General features: G+C 37.9%; 12 protein-coding genes. 2 read left to right on the top strand and 10 right to left on the bottom strand.

Annotated features, from left to right (window positions below):
• Positions 1-142: 142 nt before the first annotated feature.
• The 3 genes from BR30_RS0120830 to BR30_RS0120820 are packed head-to-tail and all read right to left on the bottom strand — an operon-like array spanning position 143 to position 4,485.
• Positions 143-1,351, bottom strand: a complete 1,209-nt coding sequence (locus BR30_RS0120830) for an iron-containing alcohol dehydrogenase (RefSeq protein WP_026566682.1) — start codon at positions 1,349-1,351, stop codon at positions 143-145.
• Positions 1,352-1,386: 35 nt separating this feature from the next.
• On the bottom strand, positions 1,387-2,907 hold the full coding sequence (locus tag BR30_RS0120825) for an aldehyde dehydrogenase family protein (RefSeq protein ID WP_026566681.1): 1,521 nt from the start codon (positions 2,905-2,907) through the stop codon (positions 1,387-1,389).
• A gap of 60 nt (positions 2,908-2,967) precedes the next feature.
• Entirely contained in the window at positions 2,968-4,485 is a 1,518-nt protein-coding gene (locus BR30_RS0120820; RefSeq protein WP_035445768.1) for a long-chain-fatty-acid--CoA ligase, read from the bottom strand.
• Between the two features lie 135 nt (positions 4,486-4,620).
• Between BR30_RS0120820 and BR30_RS0120815 the strand changes: the two genes are divergently transcribed.
• The gene (locus tag BR30_RS0120815) at positions 4,621-5,538 is read left to right on the top strand and encodes a LysR family transcriptional regulator (RefSeq protein WP_026566679.1); all 918 of its coding nucleotides are present in this window, start codon (positions 4,621-4,623) and stop codon (positions 5,536-5,538) included.
• Positions 5,539-5,598: 60 nt separating this feature from the next.
• Here the strand turns inward: BR30_RS0120815 and BR30_RS0120810 are convergent, their stop codons facing one another.
• Entirely contained in the window at positions 5,599-9,735 is a 4,137-nt protein-coding gene (locus tag BR30_RS0120810; RefSeq protein ID WP_026566678.1) for a S8 family serine peptidase, read from the bottom strand.
• A gap of 276 nt (positions 9,736-10,011) precedes the next feature.
• On the opposite strand from BR30_RS0120810, the gene BR30_RS0120805 reads away from it, so the two are divergent.
• Positions 10,012-10,920 carry a LysR family transcriptional regulator gene (locus BR30_RS0120805; protein WP_026566677.1) on the top strand — a complete coding sequence of 303 codons (909 nt, stop codon included), beginning with the start codon at positions 10,012-10,014 and terminating at the stop codon, positions 10,918-10,920.
• A 467-nt stretch (positions 10,921-11,387) separates the two neighbouring features.
• Here BR30_RS0120805 and BR30_RS0120800 read toward each other — a convergent pair whose 3' ends face one another.
• From BR30_RS0120800 to BR30_RS0120770, 6 genes are all read right to left on the bottom strand, one after another.
• Complete coding sequence (locus BR30_RS0120800; protein ID WP_026566676.1) at positions 11,388-12,200, bottom strand: VOC family protein; 813 nt, start codon at positions 12,198-12,200, stop codon at positions 11,388-11,390.
• Between the two features lie 381 nt (positions 12,201-12,581).
• A complete protein-coding gene (locus tag BR30_RS0120790) occupies positions 12,582-13,784 on the bottom strand; it encodes an aminotransferase-like domain-containing protein (protein ID WP_026566675.1) in 1,203 nt (400 codons plus the stop codon).
• A gap of 167 nt (positions 13,785-13,951) precedes the next feature.
• Positions 13,952-15,340: an aminotransferase-like domain-containing protein gene (locus BR30_RS0120785; protein WP_026566674.1), complete on the bottom strand. Its 1,389-nt coding sequence runs from the start codon at positions 15,338-15,340 to the stop codon at positions 13,952-13,954.
• A 256-nt stretch (positions 15,341-15,596) separates the two neighbouring features.
• The gene (aspA, locus tag BR30_RS0120780) at positions 15,597-17,030 is read right to left on the bottom strand and encodes an aspartate ammonia-lyase (protein WP_026566673.1); all 1,434 of its coding nucleotides are present in this window, start codon (positions 17,028-17,030) and stop codon (positions 15,597-15,599) included.
• A complete protein-coding gene (locus BR30_RS0120775) occupies positions 17,023-17,838 on the bottom strand; it encodes an alpha/beta fold hydrolase (RefSeq protein ID WP_026566672.1) in 816 nt (271 codons plus the stop codon). The genes aspA and BR30_RS0120775 overlap by 8 nt, the downstream gene beginning before the upstream one ends.
• A gap of 171 nt (positions 17,839-18,009) precedes the next feature.
• Positions 18,010-18,792 carry a 3-(cis-5,6-dihydroxycyclohexa-1,3-dien-1-yl)propanoate dehydrogenase gene (locus tag BR30_RS0120770; RefSeq protein ID WP_035445940.1) on the bottom strand — a complete coding sequence of 261 codons (783 nt, stop codon included), beginning with the start codon at positions 18,790-18,792 and terminating at the stop codon, positions 18,010-18,012.
• Positions 18,793-18,794: the final 2 nt, after the last annotated feature.

The raw sequence follows: 18,794 nt of genomic DNA, 5'->3' as shown, positions 1-18,794 counted from the left end.
AACCTCCAAGGATTGTTGTTTTTTAATTAACAAAAAAAGGAAAACACTTTTGACTTCCCGGCACTAATGTCAAGTCTGGCGACCATACATCAACAGGAGGTTTTCAAGTGTTTTCCGTATGACAAGATTGCCAATGGTCGTGTTAAGCCTCTATTGCTTTTAGCTCGAACACTTCATTTATCACTTTGGTGATAATAGGGGCTGGGATCTTGAAGAAAACTCCTGCAGGGTCATGATGTACAGCCGGCACCAAAAGGTGAAGCTTGTCTTCGTTACATTCAAATTCAGCAAAAGTGTCTGGTAAATTCACCGCTTTGCGGAAATCTCTTATAAATTGAATAACTTCCTCTAAACATTTTTCCGGTTGTTCTGATGGTTTCGCGATACCTAATGCTTGGGCAAATCCAGTGACTCGCGGCAAATAGTACGCAGGCAAAGATTCCATTACATTTGGCAAAAGCACAGCATTAGCCAAACCGTGCGGGATATTGAATTTTGCCCCAATCGCGTGTGCCATATTGTGAATTGGAACGGCATTCAGACATAAACAGAAAGCAGAAATCGCCATCGAACTTGCCATCAGCATATTCGCTCTTGCTGAAAGATCGTCCCCTTTGTGAACCGCAGTCTGTAAATGATCAACAATCATACGAATCGATTGCAGGGCATAGGCATCTGTCATCGGATTGGCCTTCGGTGAAAAATAAGCTTCCACTGCATGCGTTAAGGCATCAAATCCTGTAAATGCAGTAATTTTAGGAGGAAGCCCTACTGTTAAATCCGGATCCAAAATCGCCATATCCGCATTGATAAACGGATGAAGAAGGTTTGATTTTATTCCGAGATTTTCATTTAGGATAACGGCTACAGGTGATACTTCCGCTCCAGTTCCCGCTGTTGTCGCAATGGCTACATGCGGAATCGAAATATATTGAGCCTCCGGCCACCATTCCATCACATTTCCGGTAAGCAGGGAATCACGAATATCATCCAGACCTTTATGGAGCATCCACTTAATTCCTTTTACTGTATCTAAGACACTGCCACCGCCAAGAGCAATTAGGGAATCACCGTTGCACTCTTTAAAGAAACGAGCTCCGCGATTAATAATACCTCCTTTTGCATCCTGTTCGATTTCATCAAACACCCCAACGAGCTCCGGCGTACCCGGCATAAGAGCAAATAACTCTTTAATTTGCTCTGTTATTCCAGCCTGGGTTAACCCTTTATCCGTGTAGAGTACTGCTCGTTTACCGCCAAGCCCTTTAATCATCTCAGGAAGTAATGTTCTTGATCCCGCTCCGCTATTAACAACCGTTCGTACAGAAAATTGAAAAAATGATGTCGACATAGAATCACCTGCTTTATTAGATTTGTATTTTTAAATTATCCCAATAAAATTTGATACCAAGGTCTTTGGCTGACTTCGGGCACGAGCGAGCAGTGGACATGCTTGACTTGAGAATATTCGTCTAACGCATGGCGTCCTAATTCCCGGCCAAAACCACTTTGCTTGTATCCGCCAAATGGGGCATCACTTCGGAGCATATGCCAATCATTAATCCATATCGTTCCTGCCTTTAATTCACGGGCTATTTGCATGGCTTTATTTACATCCTTAGACCACACGCCGCCTGCTAGTCCATAAATGGTATCGTTCGCTATTTCAATTGCCTCCTCAACCGTGGAGTAACGAATGACGGAGAGAACAGGACCAAAAATTTCTTCTCTCGCAATCTTCATGTCATTATGAACATCGGCAAAAATGGTAGGTTCAACATAATAGCCATCTTCAAATCCTTCTACGATCCTACGCTTTCCGCCGCACACCAATCGAGCCCCTTCTTGAATACCGGATTCAATATAAGAAAGGACGGTTTCCAATTGCTGCTTTGATACCAGCGGACCCATACCGGTTGCGATATCTAATGGGTTTCCAATTGTAATAGATTTGGCAAGTTCAGATAATTGTTCAATGACTTGCTCATAAATGGAATCATGTACAAGAACACGAGTGCCTGATTCACAAACTTGCCCAGAGTGTGATAAGAATCCGAATAAAATGCCTGGAATGGTGATACTCATGTCCGCATCCGGCAACACGATGGCTGGTGATTTCCCGCCTAACTCAAGAGTGACGCGTTTTACCGTTCCTGCTGCCATCTGCATAATTCGGCTCCCGACTTCTGTAGAACCGGTAAAAGCTACTTTGTCTACACTTGGATGGGTTACAAGAACTTCTCCAATGCTTGCGCCTGGACCAGATACAACATTGAAGACACCTGCTGGAATTCCTGCTTCAGCAGCCAATTCCGCTAATTTCAAGGTAGACAATGGCGTATTGGAAGCTGGTTTGACTACAATTGAGTTCCCCATTGCCAAGGCAGGAGCCAATTTCCACATTGCCAGAATCATTGGAAAATTCCAAGCGGTAATTGCCGCTACAACACCAATCGGTTCCCGCCATACCTGGTTATTGCTTGGTCCAGGAAATGGTAAAGTAGGAAGGGCTTCCACATACGGATACTCTACAGTGAACTTTGCCGTTTGCTGTAAGAGATCAACGATTGATAGGATGTCCATATTAGAAATACGGCGAACGGTTGCTCCTGAACTAATAGATTCTAAGTACCCCAATTCTTCCGCATGCTCAATAATCTTGTTTCCAAATTGGATAAGTACGTTCGCGCGTTCTTGTGGAGATTTTTTAGACCATACTCCCGAATCAAAAGCTGTACGAGCGGATGAAACTGCCTCTTCCACATCTTCTTTCCCGGCTTTCGCCACCTTTGCAGCCACTTCACCCGTTGCAGGGTTTACTACCTCAAACGTTTCTCCGCTTATCGCTGCTTTCCATTCCCCGTTTATAAAGAGTGGAAATTCCAATGTGTGCACAGCTGCTTTCATAGCAATTCCTCCTTATTATCTAAAGACCGATCATTATTTTATAAAAAGTTCTCTATCAAACTAATTAACTTCCACTTGTTCAACACGCAAAGCTCTTCTCAAAATTTTACCTGTACTGTTCTTTGGTAATTCCTTCATAAATTCCACTTGTTTTGGCAGCTTGTACTTGGCAAGCTTGTCTTGGCAGAAATACAGGATGTCATCCATCGTGATACTTTCATCGTTGGTGACCACGAAAGCCTTTACGATTTCTCCGTATTCTTTATCCGGCATTCCGATCACGGCTGTTTCCACAATGGCCGGGTGTTGATATAATACCTCTTCGACTTCTCTCGGATAGACATTATATCCGCCAACGAGGATCATATCTTTCTTACGATCAACGATATAAATGTATCCTTCCTCATCCATTCGGGCCAAATCACCGGTGAAAAACCATCCGTCTTTCAAAGCGGAAGAAGTAGCTTCCGGCAATCCTAAATATCCCATCATCACATTCGGACCTTTTACAATTAATTCACCGATTTCGCCTCTTGAAACCTCCATTCCATTCGGATCCACCACTATAGTCTTCACTTCCGGTATATCTACGCCTACAGATCCTGGTTTCCGTGTTCCTCGCAACGGATTGAAGGCTGTTACGGGTGCCGTTTCAGAAAGGCCGTACCCCTCTAAAACCGGAACCTGAAACTTCTCTTCGAATCTATGTAATAATTCAACTGGAATCGAAGCACCTCCTGAAAAACAAGCCCGTATCGATGAAAAGTCTTCTGCCGCTGCACCTGGCACCTGTAACAAAAAGCTAAACATGGTCGGAACTCCGGCAAAAATCGTCGCCTTCTCTCTTCTAATCGTATTGATCACATCGGTTGGGCTAAATTTTGGAACAATGACAATGGCTGCCCCGGAAGCAATCGGAATGTTGATGCAAGTCGCAATACTAAACACATGGAACATGGGAAGAACGGCAATGATTCGATCTTCTTCCGTGAACTCAGCAAGCTGGGCCATAGAAGCAGTATTGGATGCCATATTTCGATGCGATAGCATGGCACCTTTTGGCTTTCCAGTCGTGCCAGAGGTATAAAGAATGACGGCCAAATCACCTTCATCAATGGAAGGGCTTTCAAAAACTTCTTTTGATTCTTGAATAAGACGCTCCCAAGACCATTCAGTCTCAATTGATTCTGTGTAGATAACTATCTTCAGATGTTCCAGTTTCTCTTTCACTGAAGATATTGTTGGTTCTAAAGAGGAATGAGCAATTACTGCCTTTGCTTGGCTATTAGAGAGAATATACGCAATTTCAGCTGAAGTGTAGACAGGATTAATCGGAACAACCACTGCACCTGCCCGTAGGATTCCAAAGTAAGTAATTACAAACTCAGGACAATTACCAAGCATTAAAGCGACTCTATCCCCTTTTCTGATGCCTGCATCATGTAAACTGATAGAAGCATAATCTACCAATTTATCAAGTTCTGCAAATGTTTTACCTTGATTCAGAAATGTATAGGCGATGCGATTTGGAAATCTTGCTGCACTGTTCTTCAAGATCTCATTCAAATTCAAAGTCATCCTTTTCCTTTCCTCCTTTTATTTTTTAGAAAATTAAGATTTCCTTGAATTTATTATATATATAATTTACACTTAAATAAATCAACCAATGATGAAGTAAATATAAGCTGAACTTATATATAAAAGGAGAAACTTATGCATATCGAACAATTAGAGTATATTGTAAAGGTTGCGGAAACAGGCTCAATTTCAATAGCAGCAGAAAACCTGCATGTATCTCAATCGGGAATTAGTCAATCGATTACTAGATTAGAAGATGAGTTGGGCGTTAAAATATTTAAACGCCACCGACGACTTGGCGCCGTTCCAACGAATGAAGGCAAAACCTTAATTAAAAAGGCATACGAGGTATTAATCAGACTTCAAGAATTTAAAGAGGAGGCCCAATCTTTCAACACTGTAACTTCGGGAAATTTAAAGTTATCATCGATCCCTGGCTTTATGATGTTCCTCCTAGAACCTTTAGCTTCTTTTAAAAACGCGTTTCCAAAAGTAAATATCGAAGTCTCAGAAAAAGGAACGCAGCATATCATTGAGCTTGTCGGAAATAACCAGATTGACATTGGCCTAATCACGATCTACGATGATTTAATAAATAAAAGAGAAGATTTAAAATTTGAAGTAATACTAGAAGGAAAGATGAAAGTGTACGTTAGCAAATCATCTCCTTTAGCTTCACAAAAATTTATAACTCATGAACAATTGATGACTCAAAACGTTATTTTATATAATGGCGATTATGTAAAACGATTTGCAAATGATTTAATTAGTAAATTTGGGCCAATGAACATTTTATTTACCTCTGATAATACAGAAGTAATAAAAAAAGCGATTTTAGAGGGCTTAGGAATTAGCTTCGGACCAGACTTTTCTAACAGAAATGATCCTTGTGTTTTAAGCGGCGAAATCGTTCCTATCGAAATCATAAATTACGAACAGGAAAAGATAGGTGTAGGCTGGGTACGCTCGGAGAATAATCATTTTTCTATTAACACCAAGAAATTTCTAGAACATTTTAATTTCCACTCCCGAATGCTGACATATTCATCTTAACGATTATTGTTAAAGAAACTCCCTTCCAAAATTGAAGGGAGGATTCTTTATGGGACTAAGTTATTTATTAAAACGTGTTTTTAATTCTTTTAGAGTAAGATTACCCATTTTTTCAACTGGCTTATTGGACGTTGGGAAGTATGGATTGATGGACATGAAGTTCTTTTCGACAAAGTTAAAGTCAATAATGTCAACGACTCCATCTTTGTTAAGATCTTCTTTTAACCTATCACCTGTATTTCCTGCATTATTTGCTATAAGCTTTGCGTCATAAATATCGATTACATGATCTCCGTTGACATCTCCAGCAGCTGCCGTATCCGTATAGACAGTATAGAAATTGCCTTGGACTTTTCCATCAATAGTTCTGCTTAAAGTTAATTTTTTACTATATAGGAAATGCCCTGGAATATCCACGATTAACGTATATTCATCTTTCGTTGCAGGAATATCCTTATACGTCATATACCCATTTTCTGAAATATCCGCAGGGTACTTTTTACCGTTTTTATCAACCAGATAAGCTTTTGTCCCAATCTTTGAATAATCTAAATCATAGTTGTCTAAATTAACTGCTTCACCATGATAGTAACCTTCTACCCATGAGTGCCGGGAAATGAATTTAAACTTTTCAGCAAATGTTGGTAAAGAAGACTTACTACCAGAGCTTGTTTGATATGAAGATTCTTGATAATAGAATGTACTTTCTACCATGTAATTATGGTCATCTACTACTTTTAATGTGATATCCAATAAATCAATATCATCATTAATTGAAACAGGTAATTTTGTCTTTTTGTCTGAAATATCTACAGCAAATTCTGAAATATTAGACCACGTGCTTTCTGTAATTTGTGGCTTTGCGACATTAATAGTCCAATTATTTTTCTTAGTAAGGTCCTCTAACTGTTTTGATGGCTTAACGTCTACAACTTTATAATAATTAGGGACATCGATTGTTACAGAAGCACTTGTTAAATCTTTCGCGTTTTGAACCGTAAATGTATTTACAAACTCCGATTCAAGACTTACACCTTTTGTATTTGGTTTAATTATAGAATATTGATCTCCCTTATCAATAAAAGTAAACTCTGGGAAAATCGGATTTCCTGCTGTAGCGTAATCATAAGTATAGATTCTTACATTAGTTGGATAGTTTGCATATTCTTCTGGTAAGACACCAAATTTAAATTCACCATTTGCATTTGGGAAAAATTGAGCTGTTGGCCAAAAAGAATCTTGATAAGCGTACGCAGTATTTGCCTCTTGAGTAATGTCATGTCCTCTACTTTTTAAATAGTCAATCGTATCATCATATAATTTTCCATGCACCCAATATGCTGTATAATCCTGTCCGTCATAACTTTCAGTTGTTAAATCTGAACTTGAAAGTTCTTGGATTCCAGTTTTCTTATCAAATTCCAGTGTTGGAGCTGTATTATCGATTACCATGTCATTATCGATTTTATATGTTTTACCATCTACTCCTGTACCAATATAAGAAACAATGTATTTACCTTCTTTAAGTGGTTCATATTCAAGTGCTAAAGGTTTATTCGGATCACCTGTAAAATGTTTTACTTCACCTGAAAATCCGAAAAATATTAAGTAATCCGTGTCAACTGACGCATTTTCTAAATTAAATGTGCCATAAAACCCAATTGGATTGCCAGCTAGATCGCTAACCACTACATCAATCGTTTTCATATGACTATTTAACTTGAAATCGACTGGTGTAAACGGCTCGATGTATGGATGAAAATTACTAAGGTCATTCGTTAATGCATGTTTATAAAATTTTAGTTTTTCGAATCCAGGTTTAGCATAACGAACATGGAAAGGAATTTGATATTCTGCCGTTTTTGACTCATTTTCTATATAAATATATCCCTCATATATCCCAAATTCTGCATTAGCTGGAATTGTTATTTCTACATTAATATTTTTACTCTCATTTCCATTCACTTCAATCGTAGATGGTAATTTAAGCGTCACACCACTCTTTTCAGCATCCTTTGAGACACCATCGATTGTTAAAAATTCAACTCTAGTATGATATGTTTCTAGTTCACTACTTAAATTCTTAATAGAAATCGATGTTTTTCTATTTTGAGTCTCACTTGATTGTGCAACACTACCAAAAGGTATAGATCCTGAAATGTCATCGATTTCTATTTTTAATCCATTTTCATCTAAGGTAGTCGTCTTATTTTGTACTTCAAATAACGTTGTATTGTGAACTGCCTCATAAGCATCTACGCGTCCTGCTCCAACTTCATTTACATTGTACATACGACCTTTTAAAGGATCTGCCGTATTCATTAGCGCTGCTTTTACATCTGCTACTGTATAATCTGGGTGTGATTGTAATAATAAGGCTGCAACTCCAGCTACATGTGGTGTCGCCATTGATGTACCACTTAAACTTGCATATGCGCTAGAATAGTCGATACCCTCTTTTGGACTATTAATATATTCTGGAACGGTAGAAAATGTAGACACTCCAGGTGCTACTACATCTGGCTTTATATCAAAGTTATTATTTACTGGTCCACGTGAGCTAAAATCGGCTAACACATCACCAGTAGTCATATTTGAATGTAAATCTGATAGATTAAGTTTAATAGTAGGATCTGTTTTTAATTTATCTTGTAGTTTTTCTCCATCACCTTTTAACATTTTAAAGGTTGGGACATATCCATAACTTTCACCCAAGAAAAATGGAATTTCTCCATCTTCATTATTGTAAATCAGTACAGCTACAGCACCTTTTTCGTGAGCACGTCGAATTTTTTCATCAAAAGATATAGTCCCACGAGAAATTAATGCCACTTTCCCATTAACTTCTTTGTCTGAATAATCTTCTTCCGTACCAATTCCTACATCAACCACTTCAAACTCTTTGTCCATTACTTTCAAATAATCCTTACCAAATCCACAACCCATTAAAGTATTTTGAACGGAAATATCTCCTAAACTTGTTTTTACAGTCGGAATATCTGTCGGCACATCACTAGCACCAACAGTTATGGCAAGTGGTGAGGAGCCTGGTGATCCAAGCGTTCCAGGATTTGGCCCGGCATTTCCGCCGGCAACAACTGGTACAACACCTTGTAATGCCGCATTGTTAATGGCCACTGAGGTAGCGTTTAAGGAACTATTACTACTATTACCTAATGATAGATTAATTACATCCATACCATCTTCAATAGCTCTTTCTATACCTGCGATCACCCATGAATCTAATCCTGATCCATAGTGACCTAAGACTCGATAGGCATGCAATTCAACATTTGGTGCTACACCTGTCATGGCATATTCAACATCATTTTTAGGGTTAGATGCGATTGTTCCAGCAACATGCGTTCCGTGCTCTGTTACAAATGGAAGACCATCTATAAACTTGGGTTCACCTGATGCCAATTGATCTGCAGGCGTTGATTCCATTGGATCAGCATCGTCATCAACGAAATCATAGCCACCTTTATAGACATCTTTTAAATCAGGGTGATGATAGTCAATACCTGTATCAATAACACCAACTTTAATTCCTTGTCCTTTTAAACCCTCGATATGTAAGCGGTCAACACCCAAATGTGGCAGCGCTGGCGGAACTATTTTTTCAGTCGTCGTTCCTTTAGCAGAAAGCTCATTTATTGGCAGCGTTACTTCATTGTCTTTCCAAATCCTTTTCACTACCCCCGTCTCAAGGAGCGTATGAATTTGATTGGTTGGAACGGTCATGGACATTCCGTTAAATACATTTTCATATGTTTGTTTAACCTCGAATTGATTTTTATCTTTCTTTGATTTTTGAGTTGGTTTCTCCTTTGTAAAAAGATCATTTAATCGCTGTTTAAAAAACTCTTGTTCCTCGCGAATCTTTTGTTTTTTATTGTTAAGTGCACCTTTTGATTTCAACTGAGTCTCTTCGACTGGCGATGTTTTAAGTTCAACAATGACATGTGCCGTTTTATCCTTCAATGATAATAAACTCGGATCAATGATAAAACCTTCTTGTGGAGTTAATCGCTTAATAGACTGTCTTTGTTCTTCCGACAGTCCATTTAAAATCGATTCTGCAGAATTTGAGATTGCATAAGATTTATGTTGAGGTATTAAATAAGAAGTAAAAATGGATGAAGCAAGTACACCTGTTAGCATAACAGGCAGGAATTTTTTCTTTCGATATTTCATTAATAAACACTCCTTCTTTCAAACAATTAATGAAAACGCTTGCAAAACAATGAAAATTAAGAGAACATAAATATACAAAAACATTTAGTCTACTAAATATCACCCTTTCTATTAATATAAGAAAATTATGAATTATTCGAACTAATTGTATAACTACAAATTTACTAAGTAAATTTAAGGTTTATAATAGTAAGTTCATATTCTTTAATATAAAAAATAGAGGAATTTCATAATCTAAGATAATTTCTTACTTAAGGAGTTAAAGGTGGTCATCCTATGCACATACAAAAACTTGAGGTACTTGTTGAGGTAGCTAAAACAAAATCTATCTCCATTGCAGCGCAAAATCTTCATATGAGTCAATCTGGTATCAGCCAGATTATTACAAAAATAGAAGAAGAGCTCGGAATCAAACTATTCGAACGTTCTCGTCTTGGGGCCATATTAACAGCTGACGGATCTAACATTATAAAAAAGGCAAATGAGGTTTTGTTAAAATATGAAGAATTAATGGGAGAGGCTCGAAAAAGTTCAGAAATTCATACTTGTATGCTGCGCGTCTCAACGGTGCCGCCTTTTATAAACTATTTATTAAAACCATTGAAGGAAATTAGAAATCTATATCCACATTCAACCATCGAATTTTTAGAACAAATTACGGAATCTACTGTTGAATTGGTACGACAGAATAAAGCAGATATCGGCCTAATCTTCATCTACGATGGAATATTAAAAAATATAGAGGATTTACATTTCGAGGCGATACTTGAAGGAAAAATGAAAGTTTATGTTGCCAGTGACTCACCTTTTGCACTGAAGAAAACCATAACGCCAGAAGAAATATTTCAGCAAGAGGTAGTCCTATATAACGGTGATTATATAAGATGGTTCATTCATCATTTTCAACTTACATTTGGAAAAATGAATATATTATTTTCATCAAACAACACGGAAGAATTAACACGAACAGTCTCAAATGGTTTGGCAATCAGCTTTGCGCCCGATATAACAATGAGAAACAATACTTTTGTATTAGAAGGTAAAATTGTTGAGGTAAATATCATTAATTACGAACCCATAAGTACGAATCTTGCAATAATCCATCATAAGAAAAGACGACCTTCTAAAATTGAAAAGCACTATATTGAGTTTCTTAGATCTGAAATGTGTCAGTTTATAAATTAATAAATGTATGCACTTTGTTGGTCTACAATTGAAATTTATTTCATTCAACTAATTAAAATATCCCTCTCCACTGGAGAGGGATATTTCTATAAAACAGCTACCTTCCGTTTATTTAATAAATCGAATTTAGGTCCTAGGCGCAGGCAATCACACTTATAATGCCACTTAGTTTTGCAAAATGTGATTGAACCAGGTAACGATTCCTTCAATATTATTGGATAGTTACATTATTAATTAGATTTAGGAAATGCACTCTGTTAACTTAAGTCCATTTGTTTATATCTCTTGTAGTTTCTCGTTTTGGAATTTTTGTGGATTTTTTAAGTTTATAGAAGCTGGCTATATTATATTGTAATACGATGGACACTCATACTCACGTTTTACTGTATCGGGTATTTTACAAGCCAATATAAAAGGAGCATATTCATATCACAATCTGTGATTTACTATATAATGATTTTAATATATTACTGGAACCTCCAATAACCATCCAACATTTCAAAAAAGTGACTTTGATTCGTGTCAGTCAGGTTCACTAAAAGAGGAGTCTCCCCTTTTTCTTTTAATACTTTAGCAGCCGGCCCATCTCCAATTGGTGTACAAAATAATAAATTAGTTCTGTTCAATTCTAAAATTCTACACCGTGCATTGATTTCCGTATCAATATACTCCTCTCCTTGTTCAAGGCAAAACAATTTCCTCCAAATTTCTAATGTTTTATCCAAATTATTTACGACAAAACCAACACTTTCCAATTTTGGTTGGCCTAATATGTGTGACCCTATGAGTCTTTGTTCCTCTAATTCCGAATACCTTTCTTCATCTGATTTCTCCCATTGAATAAAAAATGGTAAAGAAACCTTGTTTTCCTCGTATTCAGGGAATAACAATGACCACCTGATTACTTGACCATCAGAACGAACTCTCTCCCCAGTTAGCGGCCCATATACTGTAAGTCCTTCTGCTTTAAGTTTTATTGCTAGTTCTTCAATTTGATTTGTTCGAATCGCTACTTTCGCAGGACCTTCCCGACTTTCTTTTGCTAGCTGTTCAACGATTTGCGTAATCAATCGATTTTCACCATGTTTTTCAGCTATTGATAAATTTTCAATTCCTAAAAATTCAATATAACTTAAGCCAAAATAGGTTAGGGTATTATATGTTCCCCAAGATTCATGACGGCCACCCTTCACAACATGAAGTCCTCTTTGTTTTAAGGGTGAAATTGCTTTCTCTGGTTCCTTAAAGAACCAAACAAGGTGATCAAAGAAAAATTGCATTATAGTACTCCTATCTAAGAATAAAAAAATATTCTTTAATTTTTTATCCAATATATAAACCGATTTTACCCAACTGTTTGGCAGTTCTATCCGTTAAGAGCTTAGGCAAAAGCAATTTTTGACGAATTCCTTCTATTTAAATGAGCTTTCCTTATATGAAAAAATGTGTTTTCATGATTGAGCCAAATTTCAATTTTCATTAATATATCACCTGTTATATCGTTCGATATTGTTGAGTTGAAAATTTAAGATTGATTGCTGGTTGTAGAAAAAATATCTCGCATGTAGTCATCAATCTAAGGAAATGTATAATATTTATAAGATTGGGCACAAGACCTTGTTTATTTGTGTGACTTCCTCGGTCAGACTTTCTGCTCTGAATCATAAAGGAATTGTTTCTTTTTCTAATTCACGATGGAGCACTTCTCCCATACGCTTCATACCTTCCCTAATTTTCTCTTTAGGCATATTCGAGTAATTTAAACGTAAAGCATTATTCTTTGTTCCATTCGGAAAGAATGGGGTACCAGGAACAAACGCAACATTATTTGCCAAACATTCAGCGAATAATTCCCTAGAATCAACAGACTCAGGAAGCTCAACCCAAATAAATAATCCACCTTCTGGTATACAGTAGGTTATATTTTTGGGGAAAAATTCTTTGATACAAGATAACATAGCTGTACATCTATCTTTATAAACAGCTTTGATTTTATTTATGTGCTCTTCGATATCGTAAAGTTCCAAATACTTAGCTGTAATTCTTTGAGCAAAGCTATCAGTATGTAAATCAGCTGTTTGCTTAAATGCAACGTACTTTTCAATGAAAGATTCGTCTGCACAAATCCACCCGAGTCGAAGACCGGGAGTAAAAATCTTAGAAAAGGTGCTGATATAAATTACTCTACCCTCTGTGTCAAAATATTTTAATGGCGGGAGTGCCTCCCCAGCAAATCTGATCGCTCCATAAGGATTATCCTCTACAATCAGTACATCATATTGATTAGCGAGCTCTATCATTCTCTTTCGTCTTTCGAGCTTTAATGTGCGACCTGTAGGGTTTTGGAAATCTGGAATCGTATAGATAAATTTTGTGTTAGGGTGCTCTTGCAGCTTTTTCTCTAGCTCTTCCATAACCATCCCATCATCATCCATAGCTACTTCAACAAATTTGGGATTGTATGACTTGAATGCATTAATGGCTGCAAGATAGGTAGGGCTTTCACAAATAATCGTATCTCCCTCATTGATAAATAATCTTCCAGTAAGGTCGATTGCTTGCTGGGATCCTGATGTGATAAGAACATTTTTAATAGTTGAGTTGATTCCTATAGCTTCCATCCTTTGACAAACAGCTTCTCTTAGAGGTATATATCCTTCAGTCGTACTATATTGAAGAGAAGCCGCACCTTCTTCATTCAATACAGCATTGCAAACATCCTTAAGAGCTTCTACAGGAAACAACTCTGGAGCTGGCAGGCCTCCCGCAAAGGAGATAACTTCAGGCATTTCTGTGACTTTTAATATTTCACGTGTTTCAGAAGGTTTTACTAAATGAGTTCTCTCAGCAAATTTATTTTCCACTCTTCATCATTCCTTTTTATTATTAGTAATTAATTAATTAATAGCTGCTTTTGCTTTAAAATACCCTGAATTTTCAGTTACTTTTCAAAACATCTTAACACGCGCAAAAAAACCATACAACATTATAATTGTATGGCAAACAATATTATGAATGTACGGCAAAAAAATTAGGTAATATCGTTTAGTAAACCTTTGAGGATGATCAATCCTTGCTCAAGCTCTTCAAGTGTTTCTGTTGCATTGACGGCAACTCTTACAGCCCGGTCTGGACAACTATTTCCAACCACAAAACGTTCCGCCGCATACACTTGTACCCCATTTTGTGCAGCTAACTTTTCAAATTCTGCACCTGTGATTTTGCCAGGTAATATTAACCAACGAAAGATACCTGTTTCAGTCCCTAAACAGGTATAGTCCGATAAATATTGATTTACGACTTGGTTTCTACGAATCTTTTGTTCCCGATGAACCTTAATGATGTTTTCAAATTGATTCGATACAATGGTACGTGCTGCGAGTTCTGCTAATAATGGGGAAACCGATATATTTAGATTATAAAGTGCCTTTGAAATTGGCTCCTTGAATCGACTCGGTACTGCTACATAGGCTAGACGTAACCCCGGTGCTATTGATTTCGATAAACTCGCAATATAGATACTTTGTTCTGGTGCAAATGATGCTACTGCTGGAATTGGTTTTTCGTTGAGGAGATTATAGGTCGCATCTTCGATAATGAACTGATTATACTTTTTGGCAATTGTTGCAATCTTTTTTCGATTCTCGACAGACAAACTGGAAGCTGTCGGATTATGATAATCTGGGATCAAATATAAGCCTTTAATATTGTCATTTTTACACGCATATTCAAAGGCATCTGGACTCATTTCATAGTTCTCTGACTTTATCGGCACTATTTGCACACTAAGCATCGCTGCAATTGTTTTTAAGCCAGGATAGGTATGCTGGTCAGCACCAATGCGATCTCCAGGCTTACATAGACTTGCCAATGTAGCAGCAATCGCATTTTGACCCCCATTTGCAAATAAAATGTGATCAACGGTGGTTTCAAATCCACCTCTTAGAATTAGCTTTAGTGCTGCATCCTTTTGCCAGAGACTTTCCCCCGCTCGACCATAACCAAACCATTTTTCATAATCTGTCTCTTGCAGCATATTTTTCAGTTGGAGTAGTAGGGGCTCGTATGAAGCATTATCTGGTAGTGTCGCTCCCATTTCAATTAAATGCTTCGGCTTTGTATCTTCAAGTAAATACGAATTCGATAACGCATCAAATGATACAAATGTGCCACTTCCCACAGAGGCACTTATCAATCCCTTTAACTCACACACTTTTAACGCTTTTGAAATGGTACTCAAATTTAAATCTAAATAATCGGCCAGTTCGCGCTGTGGGGGAAGTTTTGTTCCGGGCAATAAAACTCCGTTTAAAATATCCTGTTCCAATTGCCCTGCAAGTGTTTGATAAATGGGCTTTTTAGTTTTATCAATCGATGGCTTCCAGCTCATCGGATAGTTTTCAAACGAATTAATCGGCATAATACGCATCCTTTTTCATACAATTATCTGATTGTGTGGTTTATAAAACAATTATACTTTTCTTTCCTGTAAAAGTCCGTTCAAATATAAGGTAATCCTCCCTTGATATGTGTAAAGGCACTAAAAAAGCCTCTTTCTTTCCTATATTCTGGACAGAAAAAGACTTTTATGTAGGTTCTATTAACTTGATGGATGTGTGGTACTCCTAATAAAAATTTGGAAGTTCCTCCTATGAATCAACTATACTTTAATATTTTTACTCTCGATTAAAAAGTACTGCTCCTGCAATGCCGGGGTGTGTCATTTCATAAGGATCTAATATTAGGTCTAACTCTTCTTCTGTTAATACATCATTTTGCAGGCAAAGTTCACGTACTGATTTTCCATTTAAAATGGCTTCTCGTGCGATACGTGCTGCCACCTCGTATCCAATATGCGGATTTACAGCTGTAATAATCCCTGCGCTTTTTTCTACATATTCTTTTAAACGTTCTTCATTTGCTTCAATGCCTGCAAGACAGTAGTCTGTGAATGCGCGGAAGGCATTGTTCATGATGCTGATTGATTGAAGTAAATTGAACACAAGCACAGGTTCCATCACGTTCAATTCAAGCTGGCCCGCTTCAGATGCCAGACAGATCGTATGGTCATTGCCGATAACTTGGAACGCTACTTGGTTAATCATTTCGGGCATAACCGGATTGACTTTTCCCGGCATAATGGAAGAGCCGGGCTGACGGGACGGTAGGCTAATTTCCGCAAGTCCCGCACGAGGGCCTGAGGCCATTAAACGTAAATCATTGGCGATTTTCGACATGTTCATCATGCATACTTTTAAGGCAGCAGATACTTCTGTATACGCATCCGTATTTTGTGTTGCATCAACAAGATGCTCAGCGCCTATAAGCGGAAGGCCGCTAATGTCTGCCAAATGTTTGACCACGTTTTCGATATAGCGAGGGTCTGCATTTAAGCCTGTGCCAACGGCTGTCGCACCCATATTGACTTCATATAAATGCTGGCGTGATTGTTGAATACGTTTAATATCACGCTCCAACACACGGCTATATGCTTCAAACTCTTGCCCAAGACGGATCGGTACCGCGTCTTGAAGGTGTGTACGCCCCATTTTAATGACATGATCAAATTGCTGTGCTTTTTTCTTAATCACTTCCAGCATATATTGCATCGTGTCTAACAATTTTCCAACCAAATGAAGGGTTGCGATATGAATGGCGGTTGGAAACACATCATTCGTTGATTGTGACATATTGACATGACTATTTGGACTTAACTCAAAATAGGAGCCTTTTTCTTTGCCGAGCAGCTCAAGGGCGCGGTTCGCAATGACTTCGTTAGCATTCATATTCATGGATGTACCAGCGCCGCCCTGAATCGGGTCCACCATAAATTGGTCATGCCATTTTCCTTCGATGATTTCATCTGTTGCTTGAACAATCACTTGTCCAAGTCCCTCATATAAACATTTCACATCCATATTTGCAAGCGCGGCTGCTTTTTTAACGATGGCCAACGCTTTAATCAATTCTTCATGAATGCGATAGCCCGTAATCGGGAAATTTTCCATAGCCCTTACTGTTTGAACACCGTAATACGCATTAATAGGCAGTTCTCTTTCACCTAAAAAGTCTTTTTCAATTCTTACATTTGATTGAATGGTATTAATCATTGACAAAACAAGCACCTTCCTCTTTGTTAAGAAATTCTATGATGCTTGAATTAAACTTTTCAGGATTTTCTTGATAACACAAATGACCGCCTTCTGGAATAATAACGAGCTGGGAGTTTATCAATTCTTCATGAATCGCTTTCGATTCCTTTACAGGAGTAACAGAATCCAACTCACCACAAATAACAAGAACAGGAACATTTATCTGAGATAACTCTTTCATTTGATTTTGATGATAAAGTGAATATGCTACCGAACGATATCCTGCGGGTCTAACCTGTGTCATAATCTCTTTTACCCGCTGATATACTTCTTTTGAAGCATAGGGAGATAGCAAGGCTTTGATCCTTTTTTCCGCGATTTCCTCAGGAGACAGATTTTCAATAGAAAATAATCGATTTTTTAATTTCAGCTCATTCTCTTCTGGATCCAGAGCAGCTGCTCCTCTTGTTGGATCAGCTATTATAAGCCTTTGAACCTTATGAGCGTAAAGTCTACAAAACTCTATTGCAATTGCTGCTCCCATTGAATGCCCGAGAAGATAGATCTTTTCCAACTTCATCTCATCCAGCATGCCTTTCAGAATATGTGCAAACTCTTTAAAATATCTAAATTCTTCAGCTGGATCTGAACTTTTCCCATAACCCGGAGCATCCCAGGCAATAACTGTGTAATGCTTTTTTAATTCCTGTATTTGTTCCTTCCACGACTGTGAATTATTGCTCATACCATGCAGCAATACTAATGGTTCTCCATTTCCTTCTATTTCATAATGGATACTCAAGTCTTCTACTTGTACGTAAGGCATACTACCAGTCCTCCGACTTCCCATGAAAAAGTTGATATTTCACCGATTTTACTTCTCATTAAGTAGGGTCCATTTGTTCAGACAATGCCACATGAACGGACCCTATTTTTGCTGATGCATAAATGACAACTTTTAGAATCTTCTTTCTAAAGGTCATTTTATTTATTTTTTTTAGCCAAGTCCTCGCACTGACAATCCTCCATCGCTGGAAATTACTTCACCGGTGATTGCGCGTGATTGGTCGGATGCTAATAGTACATACGCCGCCACATGATCTTCTGGCATCTGGGCTAGTTGAAGAACATTTCGTTTTTTAATACTGCTTGCTTTCGTATCATTATCCACGATTTTAACAAATGGACGAAGCGGTGGGATAACAGAGAGTGCTGTCAGCGTGCCACCTGGTGCTACCGCATTTACGCGGATAGACGGCGCAAGTTCGAACGCAAGCTGGCGCATCAGTCCTATTTGAGCGTGCTTGCTCGCTGTGTACCACACGCCACCGCCATCAGGATAGAAACTCGCACCAGAAACAGTAAAAATAATATTACCATTTGTTTTTTTCAGTTCTTCAAGAGCTGCTTTTGCGCCGAAAAAAGAACCTTTTACATTAATATTGAGAAGGTAATCATACGCTTCGGAAAGCGCATCAGGAGTCACATCGGCAAATTTAGCAAATCCATCGAATACTCCAGCATTAGCGATAAAAACATCTAACTTTCCAAATTTTTTGACAGTAGCTTGGACAGCTTGCTCATTGTCTTCGTATTTGCTAACATCTCCCTGATAAGTGAGGATATTTTCACCAAATTCTTCTTTCATTTTCTCTAACGTTTCTATAGAGCGGCCGATAATGCTCACTTTTGCTCCTTCTTGAATAAATCGGCGTGTGACAGCTTCTCCAATCCCTGAAGCGCCACCTGTAATCAATACTACTTTATCTTTTAAGGCCATTA

The organism is Bacillus sp. UNC41MFS5 (assembly GCF_000686805.1).
Note: the sequence above shows the minus strand (reverse complement) of the source record. Positions and strands in the feature narration are given on the sequence as shown.